The 16,900-nt window shown below is 42.6% G+C and carries 14 protein-coding genes; 7 read left to right on the top strand and 7 right to left on the bottom strand.

Annotation, left to right across the window (positions count from 1 at the left end; translation table 11 throughout):
• Positions 1–131: 131 nt before the first annotated feature.
• Both PSYCG_RS01285 and PSYCG_RS01280 read right to left on the bottom strand, forming a co-directional pair.
• Entirely contained in the window at positions 132–1,628 is a 1,497-nt protein-coding gene (locus tag PSYCG_RS01285; RefSeq protein WP_020442612.1) for an McrC family protein, read from the bottom strand.
• Between the two features lie 12 nt (positions 1,629–1,640).
• The gene (locus PSYCG_RS01280; RefSeq protein ID WP_227500751.1) at positions 1,641–3,098 is read right to left on the bottom strand and encodes an McrB family protein; all 1,458 of its coding nucleotides are present in this window, start codon (positions 3,096–3,098) and stop codon (positions 1,641–1,643) included.
• 287 nt (positions 3,099–3,385) lie between these two features.
• Here PSYCG_RS01280 and PSYCG_RS01275 point away from each other — a divergent pair, with 287 nt between their 5' ends.
• Together PSYCG_RS01275 and PSYCG_RS01270 are read left to right on the top strand one after the other, a co-directional pair.
• Positions 3,386–4,096, top strand: a complete 711-nt coding sequence (locus PSYCG_RS01275) for a DUF4442 domain-containing protein (RefSeq protein WP_020442610.1) — start codon at positions 3,386–3,388, stop codon at positions 4,094–4,096.
• 146 nt (positions 4,097–4,242) lie between these two features.
• Entirely contained in the window at positions 4,243–4,764 is a 522-nt protein-coding gene (locus PSYCG_RS01270) for a RidA family protein (protein WP_020442609.1), read from the top strand.
• A 22-nt stretch (positions 4,765–4,786) separates the two neighbouring features.
• Here PSYCG_RS01270 and gspE read toward each other — a convergent pair whose 3' ends face one another.
• Positions 4,787–6,355: a type II secretion system ATPase GspE gene (gene gspE, locus PSYCG_RS01265; RefSeq protein WP_020442608.1), complete on the bottom strand. Its 1,569-nt coding sequence runs from the start codon at positions 6,353–6,355 to the stop codon at positions 4,787–4,789.
• Between the two features lie 161 nt (positions 6,356–6,516).
• Here gspE and PSYCG_RS01260 point away from each other — a divergent pair, with 161 nt between their 5' ends.
• Positions 6,517–7,341, top strand: coding sequence for a thiazole synthase (locus PSYCG_RS01260; protein WP_020442607.1), 825 nt, complete (start codon positions 6,517–6,519; stop codon positions 7,339–7,341).
• A 50-nt stretch (positions 7,342–7,391) separates the two neighbouring features.
• Positions 7,392–8,831, top strand: a complete 1,440-nt coding sequence (locus tag PSYCG_RS01255; RefSeq protein ID WP_020442606.1) for a WS/DGAT/MGAT family O-acyltransferase — start codon at positions 7,392–7,394, stop codon at positions 8,829–8,831.
• Between the two features lie 48 nt (positions 8,832–8,879).
• On the opposite strand, the gene PSYCG_RS01250 is transcribed toward PSYCG_RS01255, so the two are convergent.
• On the bottom strand, positions 8,880–9,707 hold the full coding sequence (locus PSYCG_RS01250; RefSeq protein ID WP_011512618.1) for an inositol monophosphatase family protein: 828 nt from the start codon (positions 9,705–9,707) through the stop codon (positions 8,880–8,882).
• A 368-nt stretch (positions 9,708–10,075) separates the two neighbouring features.
• Entirely contained in the window at positions 10,076–12,118 is a 2,043-nt protein-coding gene (dxs, locus tag PSYCG_RS01245) for a 1-deoxy-D-xylulose-5-phosphate synthase (RefSeq protein ID WP_020442605.1), read from the bottom strand.
• Positions 12,119–12,681: 563 nt separating this feature from the next.
• Between dxs and ribA the strand changes: the two genes are divergently transcribed.
• The 3 genes from ribA to PSYCG_RS01230 all read left to right on the top strand — a co-directional run bounded on the left by ribA (position 12,682) and on the right by PSYCG_RS01230 (position 15,430).
• Positions 12,682–13,356 carry a GTP cyclohydrolase II gene (ribA, locus tag PSYCG_RS01240; RefSeq protein WP_020442604.1) on the top strand — a complete coding sequence of 225 codons (675 nt, stop codon included), beginning with the start codon at positions 12,682–12,684 and terminating at the stop codon, positions 13,354–13,356.
• Between the two features lie 18 nt (positions 13,357–13,374).
• Complete coding sequence (hemF, locus tag PSYCG_RS01235; protein ID WP_020442603.1) at positions 13,375–14,385, top strand: oxygen-dependent coproporphyrinogen oxidase; 1,011 nt, start codon at positions 13,375–13,377, stop codon at positions 14,383–14,385.
• A gap of 574 nt (positions 14,386–14,959) precedes the next feature.
• On the top strand, positions 14,960–15,430 hold the full coding sequence (locus PSYCG_RS01230; RefSeq protein WP_020442602.1) for a c-type cytochrome: 471 nt from the start codon (positions 14,960–14,962) through the stop codon (positions 15,428–15,430).
• Between the two features lie 80 nt (positions 15,431–15,510).
• Here PSYCG_RS01230 and gloA read toward each other — a convergent pair whose 3' ends face one another.
• Both gloA and PSYCG_RS01220 read right to left on the bottom strand, forming a co-directional pair.
• A complete protein-coding gene (gene gloA / locus PSYCG_RS01225) occupies positions 15,511–16,077 on the bottom strand; it encodes a lactoylglutathione lyase (RefSeq protein ID WP_020442601.1) in 567 nt (188 codons plus the stop codon).
• Between the two features lie 96 nt (positions 16,078–16,173).
• Positions 16,174–16,812, bottom strand: coding sequence for a carbonic anhydrase (locus PSYCG_RS01220; protein WP_020442600.1), 639 nt, complete (start codon positions 16,810–16,812; stop codon positions 16,174–16,176).
• Between the last annotated feature and the right edge of the window lie 88 nt (positions 16,813–16,900).

Below are 16,900 nucleotides of genomic sequence, written 5' to 3'. Positions count from 1 at the left end.
CACCTATTTTTAATTAATTTGAAATAACTGCTAAATTATTTAAAAAAGGCTTATTTCTTATAAACTAAGCGTCGACAACAAGCGCTACTCAACATAGTGCCTTATGAGCTAAGCGCATATTATGCTAAATCTTATGTCGGAAGCAAGTCAATGTTTATCGTACCTGTGAGCACATTAAAAGGTATCAGCCATAACTGAGCATAGGGTGCATTTTCACTATTGTATATGTCCTGAGTATCTTGCTTTAATACAACCGCTCGTCTTTGATTGTCTTGCACTGGATATACCAGCCAGACTTGCTCTGCTTGATAAGCCTGCGCATAGCTGCTCAGTTGATAAGCGTCGCTGGCACTAATGGCGCTGGCATGCGCTAAAGGCTTCCATTTAATATCGATCACGTGACTATATTGACCTGCTTGTTTTTCTGGTGATGGATTTGCTCGTAAATTCTTTATTGGTAAAGCATCATCATGCTTCTCTTTATTTTTAGTATTCGAACGCATCTGGCGGTAAATCAATAAATCAGGGCGAATAGACAAACACGCCTGCCCTTCTGCATCATTAAGCCAAACACGTTGCGCTTGGAATAATGGTTTATAGTCGTCGCTTAATTGCTGAAAAGACAAAGCGATACGCTGGCCTGCCCATTGCTCAAACGCTTGATTCATATCTATCAGTAAGCATAAGCGTGGCGGTGTAGATCTACTACCAAATGGTTTTGGTGCATTAATACTATGACCGATTTCCATATTTGATTGACTAAGCAGCCAATAAGCGAAATCTACCAGTTGCAAGGCGGCTTGTAATTGCTTTGCTTGCAGCGGCTGAATGGCAAGTTCACGCTTTGCTTGAAGGTATATCGACTCTAGCTGGCGTATTTCATGCTGATGTAGGACAGACACTTGCTGCCACGGCTGTAAATGTAAAAGCAGATTTGATTGAGACAACAAAGGCATCAGCAGCGTCAGTGCGCTCTTAATCATGCGATTGCCGAGCATGTCTTGGCTCAGCACACTGCGCTCACAAACGAATTTATGTGGCTGCATACTGTTATGGCGTAATTGCTCTTTTATGAGTAAACGTCCTTGAATTGCTGCTTGGTTATGGATTTGGGTTTGATACTGTTTGGTCGGTTGATAATTCGTTAAACGCTGCAAAAGCTGCATACTGAGCCAATCAGATAAAGGCAATGCGGTGACTGGCAGCGCTGTCAACTGGCGGCTGAATTGCCCAAAATTTTTGCTGTGAGGCGATTTGTTATCGTTACTATTCATTAGGTCTGACAGCATATTTTGTACCCAGTGACGGGTTTGTAAAATATCCGTATCTACTGGCGATTCATTTGACTGATATGGCTGCTTAATAGAGTTGCTAGCAGTATTTGCGATAAATTTTGGCAGTATTTCAAGAGTCATGCCACTAGGCAGTACAATAACGCCAATATAATGTCCAACCTTGAGTTGCCACTGTCCTTGCTTGCGTTTAATACTAAATACTGACAGCTCTTGGGTTATCAGCCACTGAAAATCAGAGTCGTACAAGAAATTAGACGCTATTAAACGCTGATGTTCAAATACCGTCATGATATTCATTGCAGAGCTTTGAGTGTGCTTATGCTTATTTACCACCGATTAACATCCTCATGGATATAAGCGCTGATAGACGGCAGGCTGGGTGAACTTGCCAGTCTTGGCAATAAGGTCAGTATTAATTGTATAACTTCCGGCATTTATAGATTGAGTAAAATAGGATTGCTGTCCTGCAAACATTGAGTTTTGAGCAGATACGCCATTTTCGCTAGCCATTTGAGTGGACATACCGTTATGTATTAACGTTTGACTATCATGAATAAATTGTGCCGATATTGGCTGCTGTTCATCTCTAAAAATATACTGCAAGACAGCCACTTGCCCACCAGCTGCTTGGACTAATTGTGGAATAATTTGCTCAGTAAGTGCCATTTGTAACTGCTCAAGACTATGCACGGAGAATAAAAATGCATGACCCATTTGCGCCTCAATCCCTAACGTTTGGCTAATACGATGATTTAAACCCGTTAATACTTTGGCTAAATTGACGGACTCCGCTTCGTCGACTATTTCTAATCCTTTATTTGGGTTGATAATCGGTAATAGCTCAGGCTGCGGCGGACAGTTAATAAAGCGAAAACGACGACGCAGTGCCATATCTAGTGGCGCTAACGAATGATCTTGGGTATTCATGGTGGCATAGATATCAACATTGGCAGGCACGCTAAACGCTCGCCCAGAGTATGCCAAACTTACTGTCATCGCATTGGTCGTACCCGCTCGTTTATCAGGTTCAATAAGGCTGAGCAATTCACCAAAAACCCGTGAGACGTTGGCACGATTAATCTCGTCAATCAGCATCGCATAACGCTGCTGAGGATTATTTGCCGCGCGCTGACAGAGCTTTAAAAAGGCGCCATCAGTAATGGCGTAGCTCATTTGAGATGAGCTGTTATTCGACTGATTAGAAGCTGCCATTACCGGGCGAATGCCCTCGACAAACTCTTCATAGCCATATGCCTGATGGAAACTGACCATACTAAAGCGCTGTTGGCTAAAGCGTTGGTTTTGGCTGGCACTATTATCACGTTGCGCCTGCTGAAATTCTGACAATTGCTCTGACAATTCGCTTAATAGCATCAGGCTGTCAGGCAGTAAATACCACGCACCGCTAGGGTCTTTATCAAAATACGCTTGGCTGGCTCTATTTTTATACGCAACCGTCTGTGAGCTGGTTGGACTGTGCATTTGCAGTACGGACCACGCTGTATTACTTAAATTTTTCTCACGTGCGTTTTGTAATGCTTTGGCGATAAAAAACTCATGATTGACGATTTCAGGTACTTTTACTAAGTCCTGTTTTTGCGATTGAAAATCTAAAAATACCAAACACACCACATCACGCCAGTTCAATTCTTGCAATAACTGCTTGAGTAAATCCTCATTATTGGCTCTAGGCAGATAGTCCGTATATTCTTTAGCAATTTGGAGCAATCGGTAGGTTTTACCGGTACCCGCGACGCCCGTATAAATAATATTGGTTGGCTTATCATCACATATATCAGGCATAACATTATCCAGCAAAAAAGTATAAAAAAGCGCTAACATTTTATCATTATAGCTACTCACTCTACAGGGTATCAGTGCTTAAATTACTAACGCCTAAGATGCCGTTACGTCACTGTTATTTTGTAAGCGCAGCAGTACATGGTAATAATAGTAGCGACTGAGCAGTTAATGTACCATAACTAAAATAGCTGCTAGCATAAAGCCTATTCGGTGACTCATTTATGACATGAGCCTTTTAACCCTAGTATCATTAGCATTGTAAATCCTACTTAAATGAGGAATATTGTATGTCAGGATTATTAAAAAAACTCCCGATCAAACGAACCAATAAACTGCCAGCCAAAGTATCTGAGAACACAAAACCTGCAGTCGAAAAATCCAATAGCACGCTTAAACCAATCAGCAATCAATTTACCAAACTGTTATCTATCACCAAATATTTACCTGCTGGCGCACGTTCGAGCATTTTATCGAAAGCATTTGGTAAGGTGGTACCTTATGTGGGCACAACGGGTATCTACTATGAAACGGTCGAGCCAAACCAAGTGGTGGTCAGTTTAAATAATACCAAAGCGGTGCAAAACCATATCGGCTCCGTCCATGCAGTTGCCATTACTTTGCTTGCTGAAACGGCAACGGGATTCATTTTAGGCTTAAACTTACCTGCTGATCGTGTACTATTGATTAAGTCTTATTCGGTGAATTTCTATCGACCGATTAAAAAAGGACAAATGGCTGCCATCGCAAGCTTATCTGATGAGCAGCGTTTAGATATTTTAAATACTCCGAAAGGCGAAATGATTATTCCATGTGTCATTCATGACCGTGAGTCGGACAGTGATCGCGACCCAATCGTAGTCGAGATGACATGGGCTTGGATACCTAAGTCTGAGTTAGAAGCGCGTCGTCAAGGCAAAGCTAATGAAAAGTCGGCAGAGGCTGATACTGAGTCTCATACCAAAGTAGTAGAAACAGACGCAAAAGTAGAAACTAAGTAAGACAATCAATTAGCTGATAATGATGAGGCTGTTTAAGATAACTCATATATTAAGAATACGTAAAGTAGTGCGCTATCCATGTTAAAGCATTTTTATAGCGCACTTCGTATAGCAGTGATTTATAAACTTATAATAAGGAGACAATGATGTCCAAAATGATTTCTAAAGCTACTTCTAAAACAGCGTTTACTAATTTATCCAAGGCTTTTCTCGTCAGTATCTGTGCATTAGGATTTACCGTTAGTGCCACTGCTGCACCCGAAAAAACTTCAACTCATACACATCATGCAGCAACTATCACTAAGTCTAGCCCTGTGTTTTTAGGTGACGGCGGCAATTATCCTTTTTCAGAAGCAGTCCGTGTCGGCGATACTTTGTATATGTCTGGTCAGATTGGCTTTAAAGATGGCAAGCTGGTCAAAGGCGGTGTTAAAGCCGAAGCCAAACAGACAATGGATAATATCAATACTACGTTATTGAAATATGGTTACCAAAAGTCAGATATCGTGAAGTGTATGGTGATGCTCACCGATATGGACGATTTTAATGACTTCAATAAAATCTACAAAGCTGAACTGGCAAAGCCTTATCCCGTCCGTTCAGCCTTTGGCGTAGCTGAATTGGCGGCAGGTGCCAGCGTTGAAGTTGAATGTATCGCTGTCAAATAAAAATGTCTCTGAAAATATTACTCTAAACAATCAAAGCGTCCTCTAGTAGGGCGCTTTCTTTGGTCACGCGTAGCACTTCTTCTAATGTCGTACGTCCCGCGATTACCTTACGCAAACCATCAGCACGAATCGATGGTGTCTTTTGGCGGGCGTACTCTTCTAGCTCGTACTCAGCGGTATTGCTATGAATCATGCGTCGCAGCGCATCATCAACGGGCACCACTTCATATATCGCTGTTCGCCCTTTAAAGCCTGATTGGTTACACTTATCGCAGCCGACTGCTCTAGGTAGCTTGATAGCTTTATCTGTCAGATTATCAGCAGCATTGTTAGCTACAATATTGTCAGACATTGATTGAATACCAATCTCAGTAAACAATTTGGCTTGTTCATGGTCAGCCATCTGCCAATCATGACAATGTGTACATAACGTACGTACCAAACGCTGGGCGACCACGCCTATCAATGATGATGATAATAAAAACGGCTCAACGCCCATATCTTGCAAGCGCGTAACCGCTCCAATAGCGGTGTTGGTATGTAGGGTTGATAAGACCAAATGCCCTGTTAAAGACGCTTGTACAGCGATTTCTGCTGTCTCTAAATCGCGAATTTCACCCACCATGACCACGTCTGGGTCTTGACGCAACATTGCACGCAAGCTCTTAGCAAAGGTCATATCGACTTTGTTATTGACCTGCGTTTGCCCAATACCATCAAGCTGAAATTCAATTGGATCTTCAGCGGTCAAGATATTACGGGTTTGGTCGTTCAAATCAGTTAGTGCAGAATATAGCGTGGTGGTTTTACCCGAGCCTGTCGGTCCTGTCACTAATATAATGCCATGCGGGCGATGGATTAAGCGCTTAAGCTCACTATAATCATTATCAGATAGCCCCAAATAAGTCATAGTCAAGCGACCTGCTTGCTTATCTAGTAAGCGCATGACCACACGCTCACCAAAACTTGACGGCAATGTCGATACCCGCACATCAACCTCGCGCCCCGCTAAGCGCAAGCTAATACGCCCATCTTGCGGCACGCGCTTTTCGGCGATATCCAGTTTTGCCATCACTTTAATGCGCGATACTAATAACGGCGCTAATTGACGTTTTGGTGTGATGATTTCTTTAAGCTCACCATCGACGCGGAAGCGAACGACCAAGCGTTTTTCAAAGGTTTCAATATGGATATCTGAGGCGTTTAGACGTATCGCCTCGGACAATAATGCATTAATCAGACGGATAATAGGTGCATCGTCTTGTTGGTCCATTAAGTCTTCAGTTTCAGGCACGCTATCTGCCAAGCTATCAAGATCAGGATGGTCTTCAAGACCAGCTGCGATATGCTGTGACTCGCCAGTGTTACCTGCATAAGCGGCATTCATGCGTTTCTCAAAATCGTCCGAGCTGACACTTTCATATATTGGCACACCGCGTATGCCTTGCTGCTGTAAAAATCGCACCGCTTCATTGATTGCTGAAAGCGGCGTCACCTTGGTCAATAGCAATGTCGGTGGCAGCTCAGGATCAATGGCTAGAATAACCAAAATCTGATGGCGTTTTGCAAAACTGTACGGCAGTTGCATCATAAAAACGACCTAATAGATAAAGAAAAACTCAGAAAAAAACTTGTATCAAAGCATGGTAAATGTATTATTCTTAACTGGCTCAACTCAAAAAGACTGCAAGTAAGATTGCATGATTTTGTTATAATAGCATTTTGTTTTACTCGCCATTAGGATTTTCAGTTATGTCAGATAACACTAGCACTGCCACTCAATCGACACCCCTTTTGCAAGATACTTTTACGGTAGGCAGTCGGACTTTTTCTTCTCGATTATTGGTCGGTACGGGTAAGTATAAAGATATGACTGAAACGGGTGCCGCCATCGGCGCGTCAGCAGCAGAGATAGTGACGGTCGCTATTCGTCGTACCAATATCGGTCAAAATAGCAATGAGCCCAATTTGCTTGATGTCATTTCACCAGATAAATACACTATTTTGCCAAATACAGCGGGTTGTTTTGATGCAGAAACGGCGGTTCGTACTTGTAAGCTTGCTCGCGAGCTATTAGGCGGGCATAATCTGGTTAAGCTTGAAGTATTAGGGGACGAAAAAACCTTATACCCTAATGTGATGGAAACACTCAAAGCGGCAAAAGTGTTGATTGATGACGGTTTTGAGGTCATGGTATATACGTCAGACGACCCTATCGTTGCTCAAGAATTAGAGAGTATGGGCTGCGTGGCAATTATGCCACTTGGTAGTCTGATTGGCTCTGGTCTTGGTTTGCTCAATCGCCATACATTAAGCTTGATTATTGAAAATGCGAAAGTACCCGTATTGGTTGATGCTGGTGTCGGTACGGCTTCTGATGCTGCAATTGCCATGGAACTTGGCTGTGATGGCGTACTGATGAATTCAGCCATTGCCAATGCGCAAAATCCTGTGATGATGGCTCAAGCAATGAAACATGCGGTATGGGCAGGTCGTCAGGCTTTCTTGGCGGGTCGTATGCCGATGCGCAAAATGGCAACTGCCAGCTCACCACAGACGGGATACTTTTTTCAGTAGTATTAAAGGTTAGGTGATTATATTTTTCATTATAAATAAAAGGATTTATTATGCGACTTCTTACAGCAGTCGACCAGTTGTTTTTACTTCTTGAGTCGCGTAAACAACCCATGCATGTTGGAGGTCTATTTTTATTTGAATTACCAGAAGATGCCGATATCAGTTTCGTTCATCAGCTTGTAAAGCAGATGCAAGACTCTGATGTACCGCCAACGTTTCCGTTCAACCAAGTACTTGAGCATATGGTATTTTGGAAAAAAGACAAAAATTTTGATGTCGAGCACCACTTGCATCATGTCGCCCTACCCAAGCCCGCCCGTGTGCGCGAACTTTTGATGTATGTTTCAAGAGAGCATGGTCGTCTATTGGACCGTGCTATGCCACTGTGGGAATGCCATGTGATTGAAGGCATTCAGCCAGAGAGCGAAGGTAGCCCAGAGCGCTTTGCGCTGTATTTCAAAATCCATCACTCGCTGGTTGATGGCATCGCTGCCATGCGTTTGGTCAAAAAATCCTTGTCACAATCGCCCAATGAGCCGGTTACTTTGCCTATTTGGTCATTAATGGCACGCCATCGCAATCAGATCGATGCTATCTTGCCCAAAGAGCGCTCCGCTTTACGCATCCTGAAAGAGCAAGTATCTACCATTAAACCTGTGTTCACAGAATTACTGGATAATTTTAAAAATTATAATGACGACAGCTATGTCAGTACCTTTGATGCCCCGAGAAGTATTTTAAACAGACGCATCTCAGCATCGAGGCGCATAGCGGCACAATCTTATGATATCAAACGCTTCAATGATATTGCTGAGCGCATTAATATTAGCAAAAACGATGTAGTACTAGCCGTTTGTGCTGGTGCTATCCGGCGTTATTTGATTTCGATGGATGCACTACCTAGCAAGCCTCTGATTGCGTTCGTGCCCATGTCTTTACGAACTGACGATAGCGTCGCGGGCAATCAGCTGTCATTTGTTCTTGCCAATCTGGGTACTCATCTGGATGATCCATTGAGTAGAATCAAGCTAATTCATCGCAGTATGAACAATGGCAAACGCCGTTTTAGACGTATGAATCAAGCGCAAGTTATTAACTACAGTGTGGTGTCTTATGCATGGGAAGGGATTAATCTGGCGACTGGTTTGTTTCCTAAAAAACAAGCCTTTAACCTCATTATCTCAAATGTGCCAGGCTCCGAAAAATCATTGTATTGGAATGGCGCGCGCCTACAATCTTTGTACCCTGCCTCGATTGTCTTCAACGGGCAAGCGATGAATATTACGCTGGCAAGTTATTTGGATAAGATTGAATTTGGTATTACTGCCTGTAGCAAGGCCTTACCTCATGTGCAAGATATGCTGATGCTAATAGAAGAAGAGTTGCAGCTGCTGGAAAAGGTTAGTAAAGAGCTTGAATTCAATGGTATTACAGTTGAAGATAAAAGTGGCTATAAAGATAATGGTAAAACAAAAAAGCTGGCTCCGTAACGGAACCAGCTTTTTGTTTGTCATACTTAGCTATCTAAAAGGGGAGGATTAAAGCGCATCGCCCCATGCTGGCACAACCACTTGCATCAAAGGTTTTAGCAGTTTTATATTACAAGCAAAGATAGAGCCTGATGTCATCGAATTGTGTGCGCCGGTATGATCAACGACCACGCCACGTGCTTCGGTGACAATAAGCTCGCCTGCTGCGATATCCCAAGGCTTGATTGACATCTCAAAGTAGCCATCAAAGCGACCAGCAGCCACATAACATAAATCAAGAGCAGCTGAGCCTAAACGACGGATTTGACCGCCCGCTTCAGTGATTTTTTGTAGGCTTTCGTAGTGCTCTTTGGCATATGAGATAACTTCGCCATTGCGCTTACGCTCAAGAGGATGTCCAGTAGTAAATAAACCACCATCGATCGTTTTACGCTCACTGACACTAATACGACGTTGGTTTAAGCGCGCGCCTTTACCACGGCTAGCAGAGAACATCTCATCACGGACGGGATCATAGATAACACCATGCTGAGTCACACCTTTATGCTGTACGGCGATAGACACACAGAACTGTGGTACGCCATGAACGAAGTTTTTAGTGCCATCTAGTGGATCGATAATCCAGCACCAGTCAGCATCTTCGCCGCGACCTTCCTGCATACCAAACTCTTCACCCAAATACGAATGATTTGGATAGCTGGCTTTTAGCGTCTCAATCGTCAGCTCTTCACTAAAGCGATCAATACGAGTAACCAGACCATCTAGTCCTTTTGACTCGATATCCAACTCAATTTTGTGACGGTTTTGATGCGCGTACAAAATTTCTTTACCGACTTTTTCAGCAGCACGCGCTGCGATGACGACCATGGGTTCCATACAATAACCTGCTTGTTTGATAAATGGATATTACTAGATAAATATTAATTAATAAGTACCAATCGATAGATACTTATTAATAAAGAAAGTATGTAAAGTAAGAGATACTTATAGCACCAACACTACTTATAAAATCAATGAAAAATAAAGCCACATAGCAAACCACAATATATGGTTGTTATTAGTCGCACCGCTCAAGTTGTCAAATAGTTCACACCTACGGCAAGCAGGCGATATCTTGGCACAAAAATACAGCTTTATTTTTTACACAGCTATTTTATCAACTTTTTACGGACTATGGGTATTTATTATTTTTATAATGTAGCAGATAGCTGATTAATCGTCTTTTAAACCTTAAGCCACATCAGTTAAAATAATAAGTTTTGAAGCTGATTGAACACACCTTCCACATCTAGACCACAATCTGCTAGCTGTTCTGCTTGAGAGCCATGCGCTACAAACCGATCAGGGATACCTATATTGCAGATAGCTGGACGATGGATTTTAAAAGCAGCCGATTCATTTAATAAATATTCATTGACCGCACTACCCGCGCCGCCCATGGTCATATGCTCTTCTAAAGTCGCTATATGAGTAACACCTTCCTCAACTAGGGTTTCAAGCAAGTTAGTATCTAAAGGCTTTACCCAGCGCATATTGACCACATGCAGCTGACAGCTTGATGCTAATAAAGGGGATTTCGCAATCATTTCTGCGGCTTTCTGAGCGGTTTCGACCATCGTACCAAATGCCAATAATGCCAGTTTCTTGGGTGCATCGTCTGTACCAAGTACCGACTCTATAACCGCTTCACCAATGTTGTAAATTTGCGCAGGCTGCGTAATAGTCGCGCCAGTGCCGACACCGCGCGGATAGCGCACTGCGGTACAACCTTGGTATTCATAACAAGTATTGAGCAAATGATAGCATTCGTTTTCATCTTTTGGCGCTGCAATCAGCATATTGGGCACGCAGCGTAAAAATGCAAAATCAAATACGCCCGCATGCGTAGCACCATCTTCACCAACTAGGCCGGCGCGATCAATGGCGAACATCACATCAAGATTTTGCAAAGCAACATCATGTATCAGCTGATCGTACCCACGCTGTAAAAACGTCGAGTAAATCGCCACAATTGGCTTCACGCCTTGTGTTGCCATGCCACCCGCTAACGTCACAGCGTGTTGCTCAGCAATCGCTACATCAAAGAAACGCTCTGGAAATTGACGAGCAAACTCAATCATCCCTGAGCCTTCTTCCATCGCTGGGGTAATGGCAAGCAGCTTATTATCTTGTGCCGCTTTGTCACATAAAAACTGCCCAAATACTTGCGAGTACTTTAAGGAAGGTTTAATCGCTGCTTTTTCAGTTTTTGGTGCGTTATCTTCAGCAGGTAAGCTACTAATAGCATGATAGCCGACTGGGTCTAATTCAGCAGGCGCAAAGCCTTTACCTTTGGTGGTATAAATATGGACCAAAACTGGACCTTTGACTTGCTTGGCAAGCGACAATACACGTAGCAGCTCAGGAATATTATGACCATCAAAAGGACCAAAATAGGTAAAGCCTATCGCCTTAAAGAGATTGTCTTCTAGTTGCGGTACATCGCGCTGCTCTTTGTGACGCTTACGTCGATCAAAGGCTTGCATATCAGGGCGTTGACATAATATTGGCTCGCCTGCATCAGAGATATCAACCTGATACCCTGACTCCCAAAGCACTGCTAAATGCCGTGAAAAGCCACCGATCGAGCAGGATATAGACATGTCATTGTCATTCAAAATCACCATCAAATCAGCGTCTTGTTGCACCGCATCATTCATCGCTTCAAACGCCATGCCACCTGTCATCGCCCCATCGCCGATAATACAGGCAACCGTCTGCGCGCGCCCTTGATAGCGTAGCGCTAAGCTCATGCCTAAACCAGCTGAGATGGACGTAGATGAATGCCCAACCCCAAAGGTATCATAGACAGATTCGGCGCGTTCTGGAAAAGCCGTTAAGCCAGTTTTAGAGCGGATAGTACCTAACTGATCACGGCGACCTGTCAGTACTTTGTGCGCATACGCTTGATGACCCACATCCCAAACGATCTGATCTTGTGGGGTGTCTAGCAAATAATGTAGCGCAATAGTCAATTCAATCACGCCTAAGTTGGCACCGAAATGACCACCGCTTTGACCCGCTGAATACAATACAAACAGCCTTAGCTCATCGGCTAAAGTCATCAGCTCAGCACTGCTAAAAGTCTTGAGATCAGCAGGACTATCCACACTGTCGAGCAATGGCGTCTGTGGACGCTCACGTGGAATCACTGCATACGTTTGTTGCAGTTTTGATAGCGGTACAGCAGAATCAACAGCTGACGCAGATAATGACTGAGACTGTAGGGAATGAGGTGACTGCTGCATAAAACGTACGATACCTACCAATCTGCTGACCAGATGCTACCTTAGACAAGGTCTAGCAATAGCAATAGTCTAAGTGGCGTTAATAATAGCCATGCCATCATTTGTATCATTGCTAATACAAGGGATGGCATCGACTATACAATTAGTGATACAGCTTTTATCGCTGCAATAACCCAAAATACGCTATTTGATATAAAGATAATAACGTTCAATGACAACCCTAAAGACTGCTCTAATAGCTGCCTCAAAGGTCATAATAATGGCTATTATGCCTTATTATTTTGTATCCATACCGGACGTTAGTGACGACATAGTAATGTAAGGGCAAAGACTTGTCACTGTATCCGTCAAAATAGTATGGCATAATAGCATTTATTTTTAATTGTCGCTTTAATCATCGTGCGTCGTCTGTGAACTTTGTGTGTTTTTATAATTTGTGGTTTTTATAATAAATATAATTAGCATACTATCTTGCAAACCCGCTAGCTTACAAGAACTTAGCTATTATAATAAAGCTATGTCAGACAGTTAGCGCCACGATGATCAGCTTATGCAGGGCATTAATGTCATATCAATTTATTACTAGCGCCAAATTGCCTACTCGTCACGGCGAGTTTGATATTCATATCTTTGAAAATGATGAGGGTCAAGAGCATGTGATGCTGACGGTAGGTCTACCTGTGTTTGATCAAACGGATATTGCCGACAGCATCTTAAATCAAAAAGATGATGCTTTATCAGAACGCTCTATTCCGTTAATAAGAATTCATTCTGAGTGCTTAACTGGTGACGCTTTTAGCTCCTTAAAATGTGATTGCGGACCACAGCTAAATACCGCTATGGATGCGATACAAAAAACGGGCTGCGGGGCGATTTTATATCTGCGTCAAGAAGGACGCGGCATCGGTCTGACCAATAAAATCCGCGCTTACGCCTTACAAGATCAAGGTCACGACACTCTAGATGCCAACCTTATGTTGGGGTTGCCTGCTGATGCGCGTATCTATGATATGTGTGGACCCATGCTTGCTCATGTAGGCGTTGATGCTGTGCGCCTTATCACCAATAATCCTAGTAAAGTCGCTTACTTGACCGAGCATGGTATCGATGTCATTGAGCGGGTGCCATTAGTCGTTGGGGTGAATGATATGAATGCTGAATATCTAGCGACCAAGCGCGATCGTATGGGTCATCTATTAGACACAGATTTTAATACCATCTTACACCTTAATAAATAGCAAATAATCAGATATTTTATGAGTATCCCAAATATAGATAACGATATCAATGTGTCAGCGACCGATGCAACAACGACACCAAGCCATCATGACATCATGCGCGTGCGTGAGTTTCTAGTCGATTTACAAGCGCGTATCTGCCAAGCCCTAGAAGCGCAAGAAAGCGATGGCTGCACTGATGCGCAGAAAGCCGCTACCTTTGTCCCTGACGATTGGCAGCGCCCTGAAGGTGGTGGTGGTCGCTCGTGCGTATTGGCAGACGGCGAAGTGATAGAAAAAGCCGGCGTTATGTTTAGTCATATACACGTCCAAAACCTACCTGCTTCAGCAACTGCGCGTCATCCTGACATTGCTGGTCGTAAAGCACAGGCAATGGGCGTATCTCTTGTTGTGCACCCTAAAAATCCTCACGTTCCCACTAGTCATGCCAATGTACGCTTGTTTATTGCCGAAGCAGAAGGCAAAGACCCTATTTGGTGGTTTGGTGGCGGTTTTGATTTGACGCCATTTTATCCTGTGCTTGCTGACTGCGTGCATTGGCATCAAGTCTGTCATGACCTCTGTGCACCTTTTGGCGATAGTATTTATCCTGATTTCAAGCAATGGTGCGACGAGTATTTCCATTTACGTCATCGTGATGAGCAGCGTGGTATCGGCGGCTTGTTTTATGATGACGTCAATACTGAAAGTCGCGGTTGGGATTTTGAAACCTGCTTTAAATTTATGCAAGCGGTCGGTAATGGCTACCTTGAAGGTATCTTGCCAATTTTTGAGCAGCGTAAAAATGTGCCCTATACTGAAGCAGAGCGTGAATTTCAGCTCTATCGCCGAGGTCGCTATGTTGAATACAACCTTGTTTATGACCGCGGCACTCTATTTGGGCTGCAAAGTAATGGGCGTATCGAATCCATCTTGGTCAGTATGCCACCGCTTGCTAGCTGGCATTATCGTCTTGAGCCAGCTGAGGACACGCCTGAGTTTGAGTTGACTGACTTCTACCTAAAACCGCGTGATTGGTTAACTTTATAATCGGGATTGGCATAATAACTTACTAGTATTTATTGGTTTTGATATAAATCATTTTATTGTTAAAAAGGTCAGCTAATCATGCTGACTTTTTTTATTTTAAATAAAGCGCTATTCAAAGTAAGTAATGATAATTTTTAGGACGGCAGTTTATATAGTCAGTATTGAATAAAAGAAATACAAAAATTACAAGGTACTACTGGTATCAATTTTTCTTGCTTACTGTGCCTATGCAGACAGAGGCTGCGAATAATTAATCCCAGTAGCACTGTATTCTTTTAAAAGTGTATCTACTATAGCTTAACGAAAGCGATTATTTAAAACCAATTTATGAGAATATTTAATCTATTTTACAAAAACTCACGGTTTCGCCCTATGCTACTTAAGCTGCTTGCTGTTTAATATAGGATAGTATGTAATTTAAGCATCATGAAAAACAATATTTTCGAATGTTAATAAAGAAAATATATTAAAAATATCGGATAAAATTTATTTTAATAGTAGCCATTTAATCAGGTGACGAGCATGCATATGCTACGCCACCTTTTTATTAGCAACGTAAAAAGGAGCACTACTCATGACTCAGGTATCGAATCAAAAATCATTAAAATCTATCTTTGCTATTACTTTGATGGCAGCCACTTTAGGACTGACGGCTTGTAGTACACCAGTAGACCCTGATGTCAAAGCTCGTCAGGACATCATGAAGAACTTCGGTGATGCAATGAAGGTTATGGGTGGCATGGCAAAAGAGCCGGATACTTTTGATGCTGACGTTTTCAAAGAGCAGGCGGCATTTTTAGCAGAAGAGTCTAAAAATCCTTGGAGCCATTTTAATAATAAAGACGCCGCTGGCAATGCCAAAGCAGAGGTTTGGTCAAATGTTGATGGCTTTAAAGCTGAAGCAGAGAATTTCCAAAAGGTCGCTGCTGAGCTAAGCGCTACTGCACAGACAGCAACTAGCATTGACGATGTGATGCCAGCTTTTAAACCTGTTGGCGACAGCTGTAAATCTTGCCATACGGATTTCCAAGTCGAAAAAGACTAAATAAGAATCCTTTAGCAATATAAAAAGCCACCCTATCAAACAATAAGGTGGCTTTTTTATTCGCTTAACTTATGAATCAATTAAGCCATCAAGTCTGCTTGTACGATTTCAATCCAATAACCATCAACATCTTTAATAAAGACAATATTTTTCATGCTGCCTTCATCTGGACGTTTTTTGAATTCGACATTGTTTTCATCAAACCAAGCTACCGCTGCATTGAGATCAGGTACATTAAAACAAATATGACCAAACCCTTGTGGTTCTTGATTGCCATCATGATAGCTAAAGTCCGCTTTTGTCTCGGTACCATAGTTATGAGTCAATTCCAAAATGCCACGCTGACGGAAGGCAAAAATCTCTAAATCATTACCTGACGGCAAGTTTTCACGTTCACTCTCAGTCAGTTTGGCTAAAAAGTACAAATCAAAACCCATGGCTGGGAATTTTTTGACTGCCAGTAACGTCATACCTAAGACGCCAGTATAAAACGCTAAAGACTTCACAGGATCTTTGACACGCAGCATCGTATGGTTAAAAGTATAACCTGTCGTCTGCGCTGAGATAGGCTGTACGCCATCAGCCTTTACGCTGCTTTCAGGTTGCTCTTGTATTAAATGGTCGTTGTTAAAAGTATTATTACTCATGATTATTCCTATATGTAAATATTTTTAATCACTAATAGATTAAATGATCATACCTATAACACTTAGTCTTTCTAGCATAGCCTTTATAGAACACTATTAAGCATCTAAAAACCGCACTTTACCTGTTTCTAAGTCGTACTCGGCACCAACGATCAATAGCTGACCACTACTGGTTAAATCCTCTAACGCACGCGAGCCATACTTTAATTGACTGACCGACATACGCACATTTGCACGTATAGAGCGATCAACCAGCTCGTCTGCATCCACATCTTGCCCATTAGCGGTCGCAAGTTCATGCAGATTATAGACACTTGGACGGATACGGTCGACGATAGATTGTAGGTTTGGTGAGTAGTTTTGCTCAGGATTGATTAATGTTTCAACACAGGCGGTGACAGCGCCGCAGTGCGAATGTCCAAGCACTACGACCAGTTTAGTATTGAATTTTTCAGCAGCAAATTCGATCGAACCAATTTGTGAAGGAGCTACTACGTTACCTGCAACGCGTATGACAAATAAATCGCCTAAACCTTGATCAAAAACGATCTCAACCGGTACCCGTGCGTCCGAGCAACCCAAAATAATCGCTAAAGGGTCTTGATCTTTGATTAATTCTGGACGCCTTTGCATACAGGGATCGGTATTGGTCAAGCTGTCTACATAGCGTATATTACCTTGCTTAAGCAGCTCCAGTGCTTCCTGACCTGTTTTAGGGCGTGTATTGTTAGGCATAAGAAATCCTTGATAATTTAACGGGTTAACATAGTAAATTGCTTTATAACTATCCTGTCATAGAGTCTAAGTCTTCGATATTGTTTGG

Origin of the sequence: Psychrobacter sp. G (assembly GCF_000418305.1) — a bacterium.
Classification (GTDB): domain Bacteria; phylum Pseudomonadota; class Gammaproteobacteria; order Pseudomonadales; family Moraxellaceae; genus Psychrobacter; species Psychrobacter cryohalolentis.
The sequence above is the reverse complement of the archived record's forward strand: the minus strand, read 5'-3'. Positions and strand labels throughout refer to the sequence as shown.

Coding starts and splice junctions, on each gene's coding strand:
- PSYCG_RS01280 (WP_227500751.1), bottom strand. CDS start 3,098: ATGCCTGATATATGTGATGATAAGCCAACCAATATTATTTATACGGGC.
- PSYCG_RS01275 (WP_020442610.1), top strand. CDS start 3,386: ATGTCAGGATTATTAAAAAAACTCCCGATCAAACGAACCAATAAACTG.
- PSYCG_RS01270 (WP_020442609.1), top strand. CDS start 4,243: ATGTCCAAAATGATTTCTAAAGCTACTTCTAAAACAGCGTTTACTAAT.
- gspE (WP_020442608.1), bottom strand. CDS start 6,355: ATGATGCAACTGCCGTACAGTTTTGCAAAACGCCATCAGATTTTGGTT.
- PSYCG_RS01260 (WP_020442607.1), top strand. CDS start 6,517: ATGTCAGATAACACTAGCACTGCCACTCAATCGACACCCCTTTTGCAA.
- PSYCG_RS01255 (WP_020442606.1), top strand. CDS start 7,392: ATGCGACTTCTTACAGCAGTCGACCAGTTGTTTTTACTTCTTGAGTCG.
- PSYCG_RS01250 (WP_011512618.1), bottom strand. CDS start 9,707: ATGGAACCCATGGTCGTCATCGCAGCGCGTGCTGCTGAAAAAGTCGGT.
- dxs (WP_020442605.1), bottom strand. CDS start 12,118: ATGCAGCAGTCACCTCATTCCCTACAGTCTCAGTCATTATCTGCGTCA.
- ribA (WP_020442604.1), top strand. CDS start 12,682: ATGTCATATCAATTTATTACTAGCGCCAAATTGCCTACTCGTCACGGC.
- hemF (WP_020442603.1), top strand. CDS start 13,375: ATGAGTATCCCAAATATAGATAACGATATCAATGTGTCAGCGACCGAT.
- PSYCG_RS01230 (WP_020442602.1), top strand. CDS start 14,960: ATGACTCAGGTATCGAATCAAAAATCATTAAAATCTATCTTTGCTATT.
- gloA (WP_020442601.1), bottom strand. CDS start 16,077: ATGAGTAATAATACTTTTAACAACGACCATTTAATACAAGAGCAACCT.
- PSYCG_RS01220 (WP_020442600.1), bottom strand. CDS start 16,812: ATGCCTAACAATACACGCCCTAAAACAGGTCAGGAAGCACTGGAGCTG.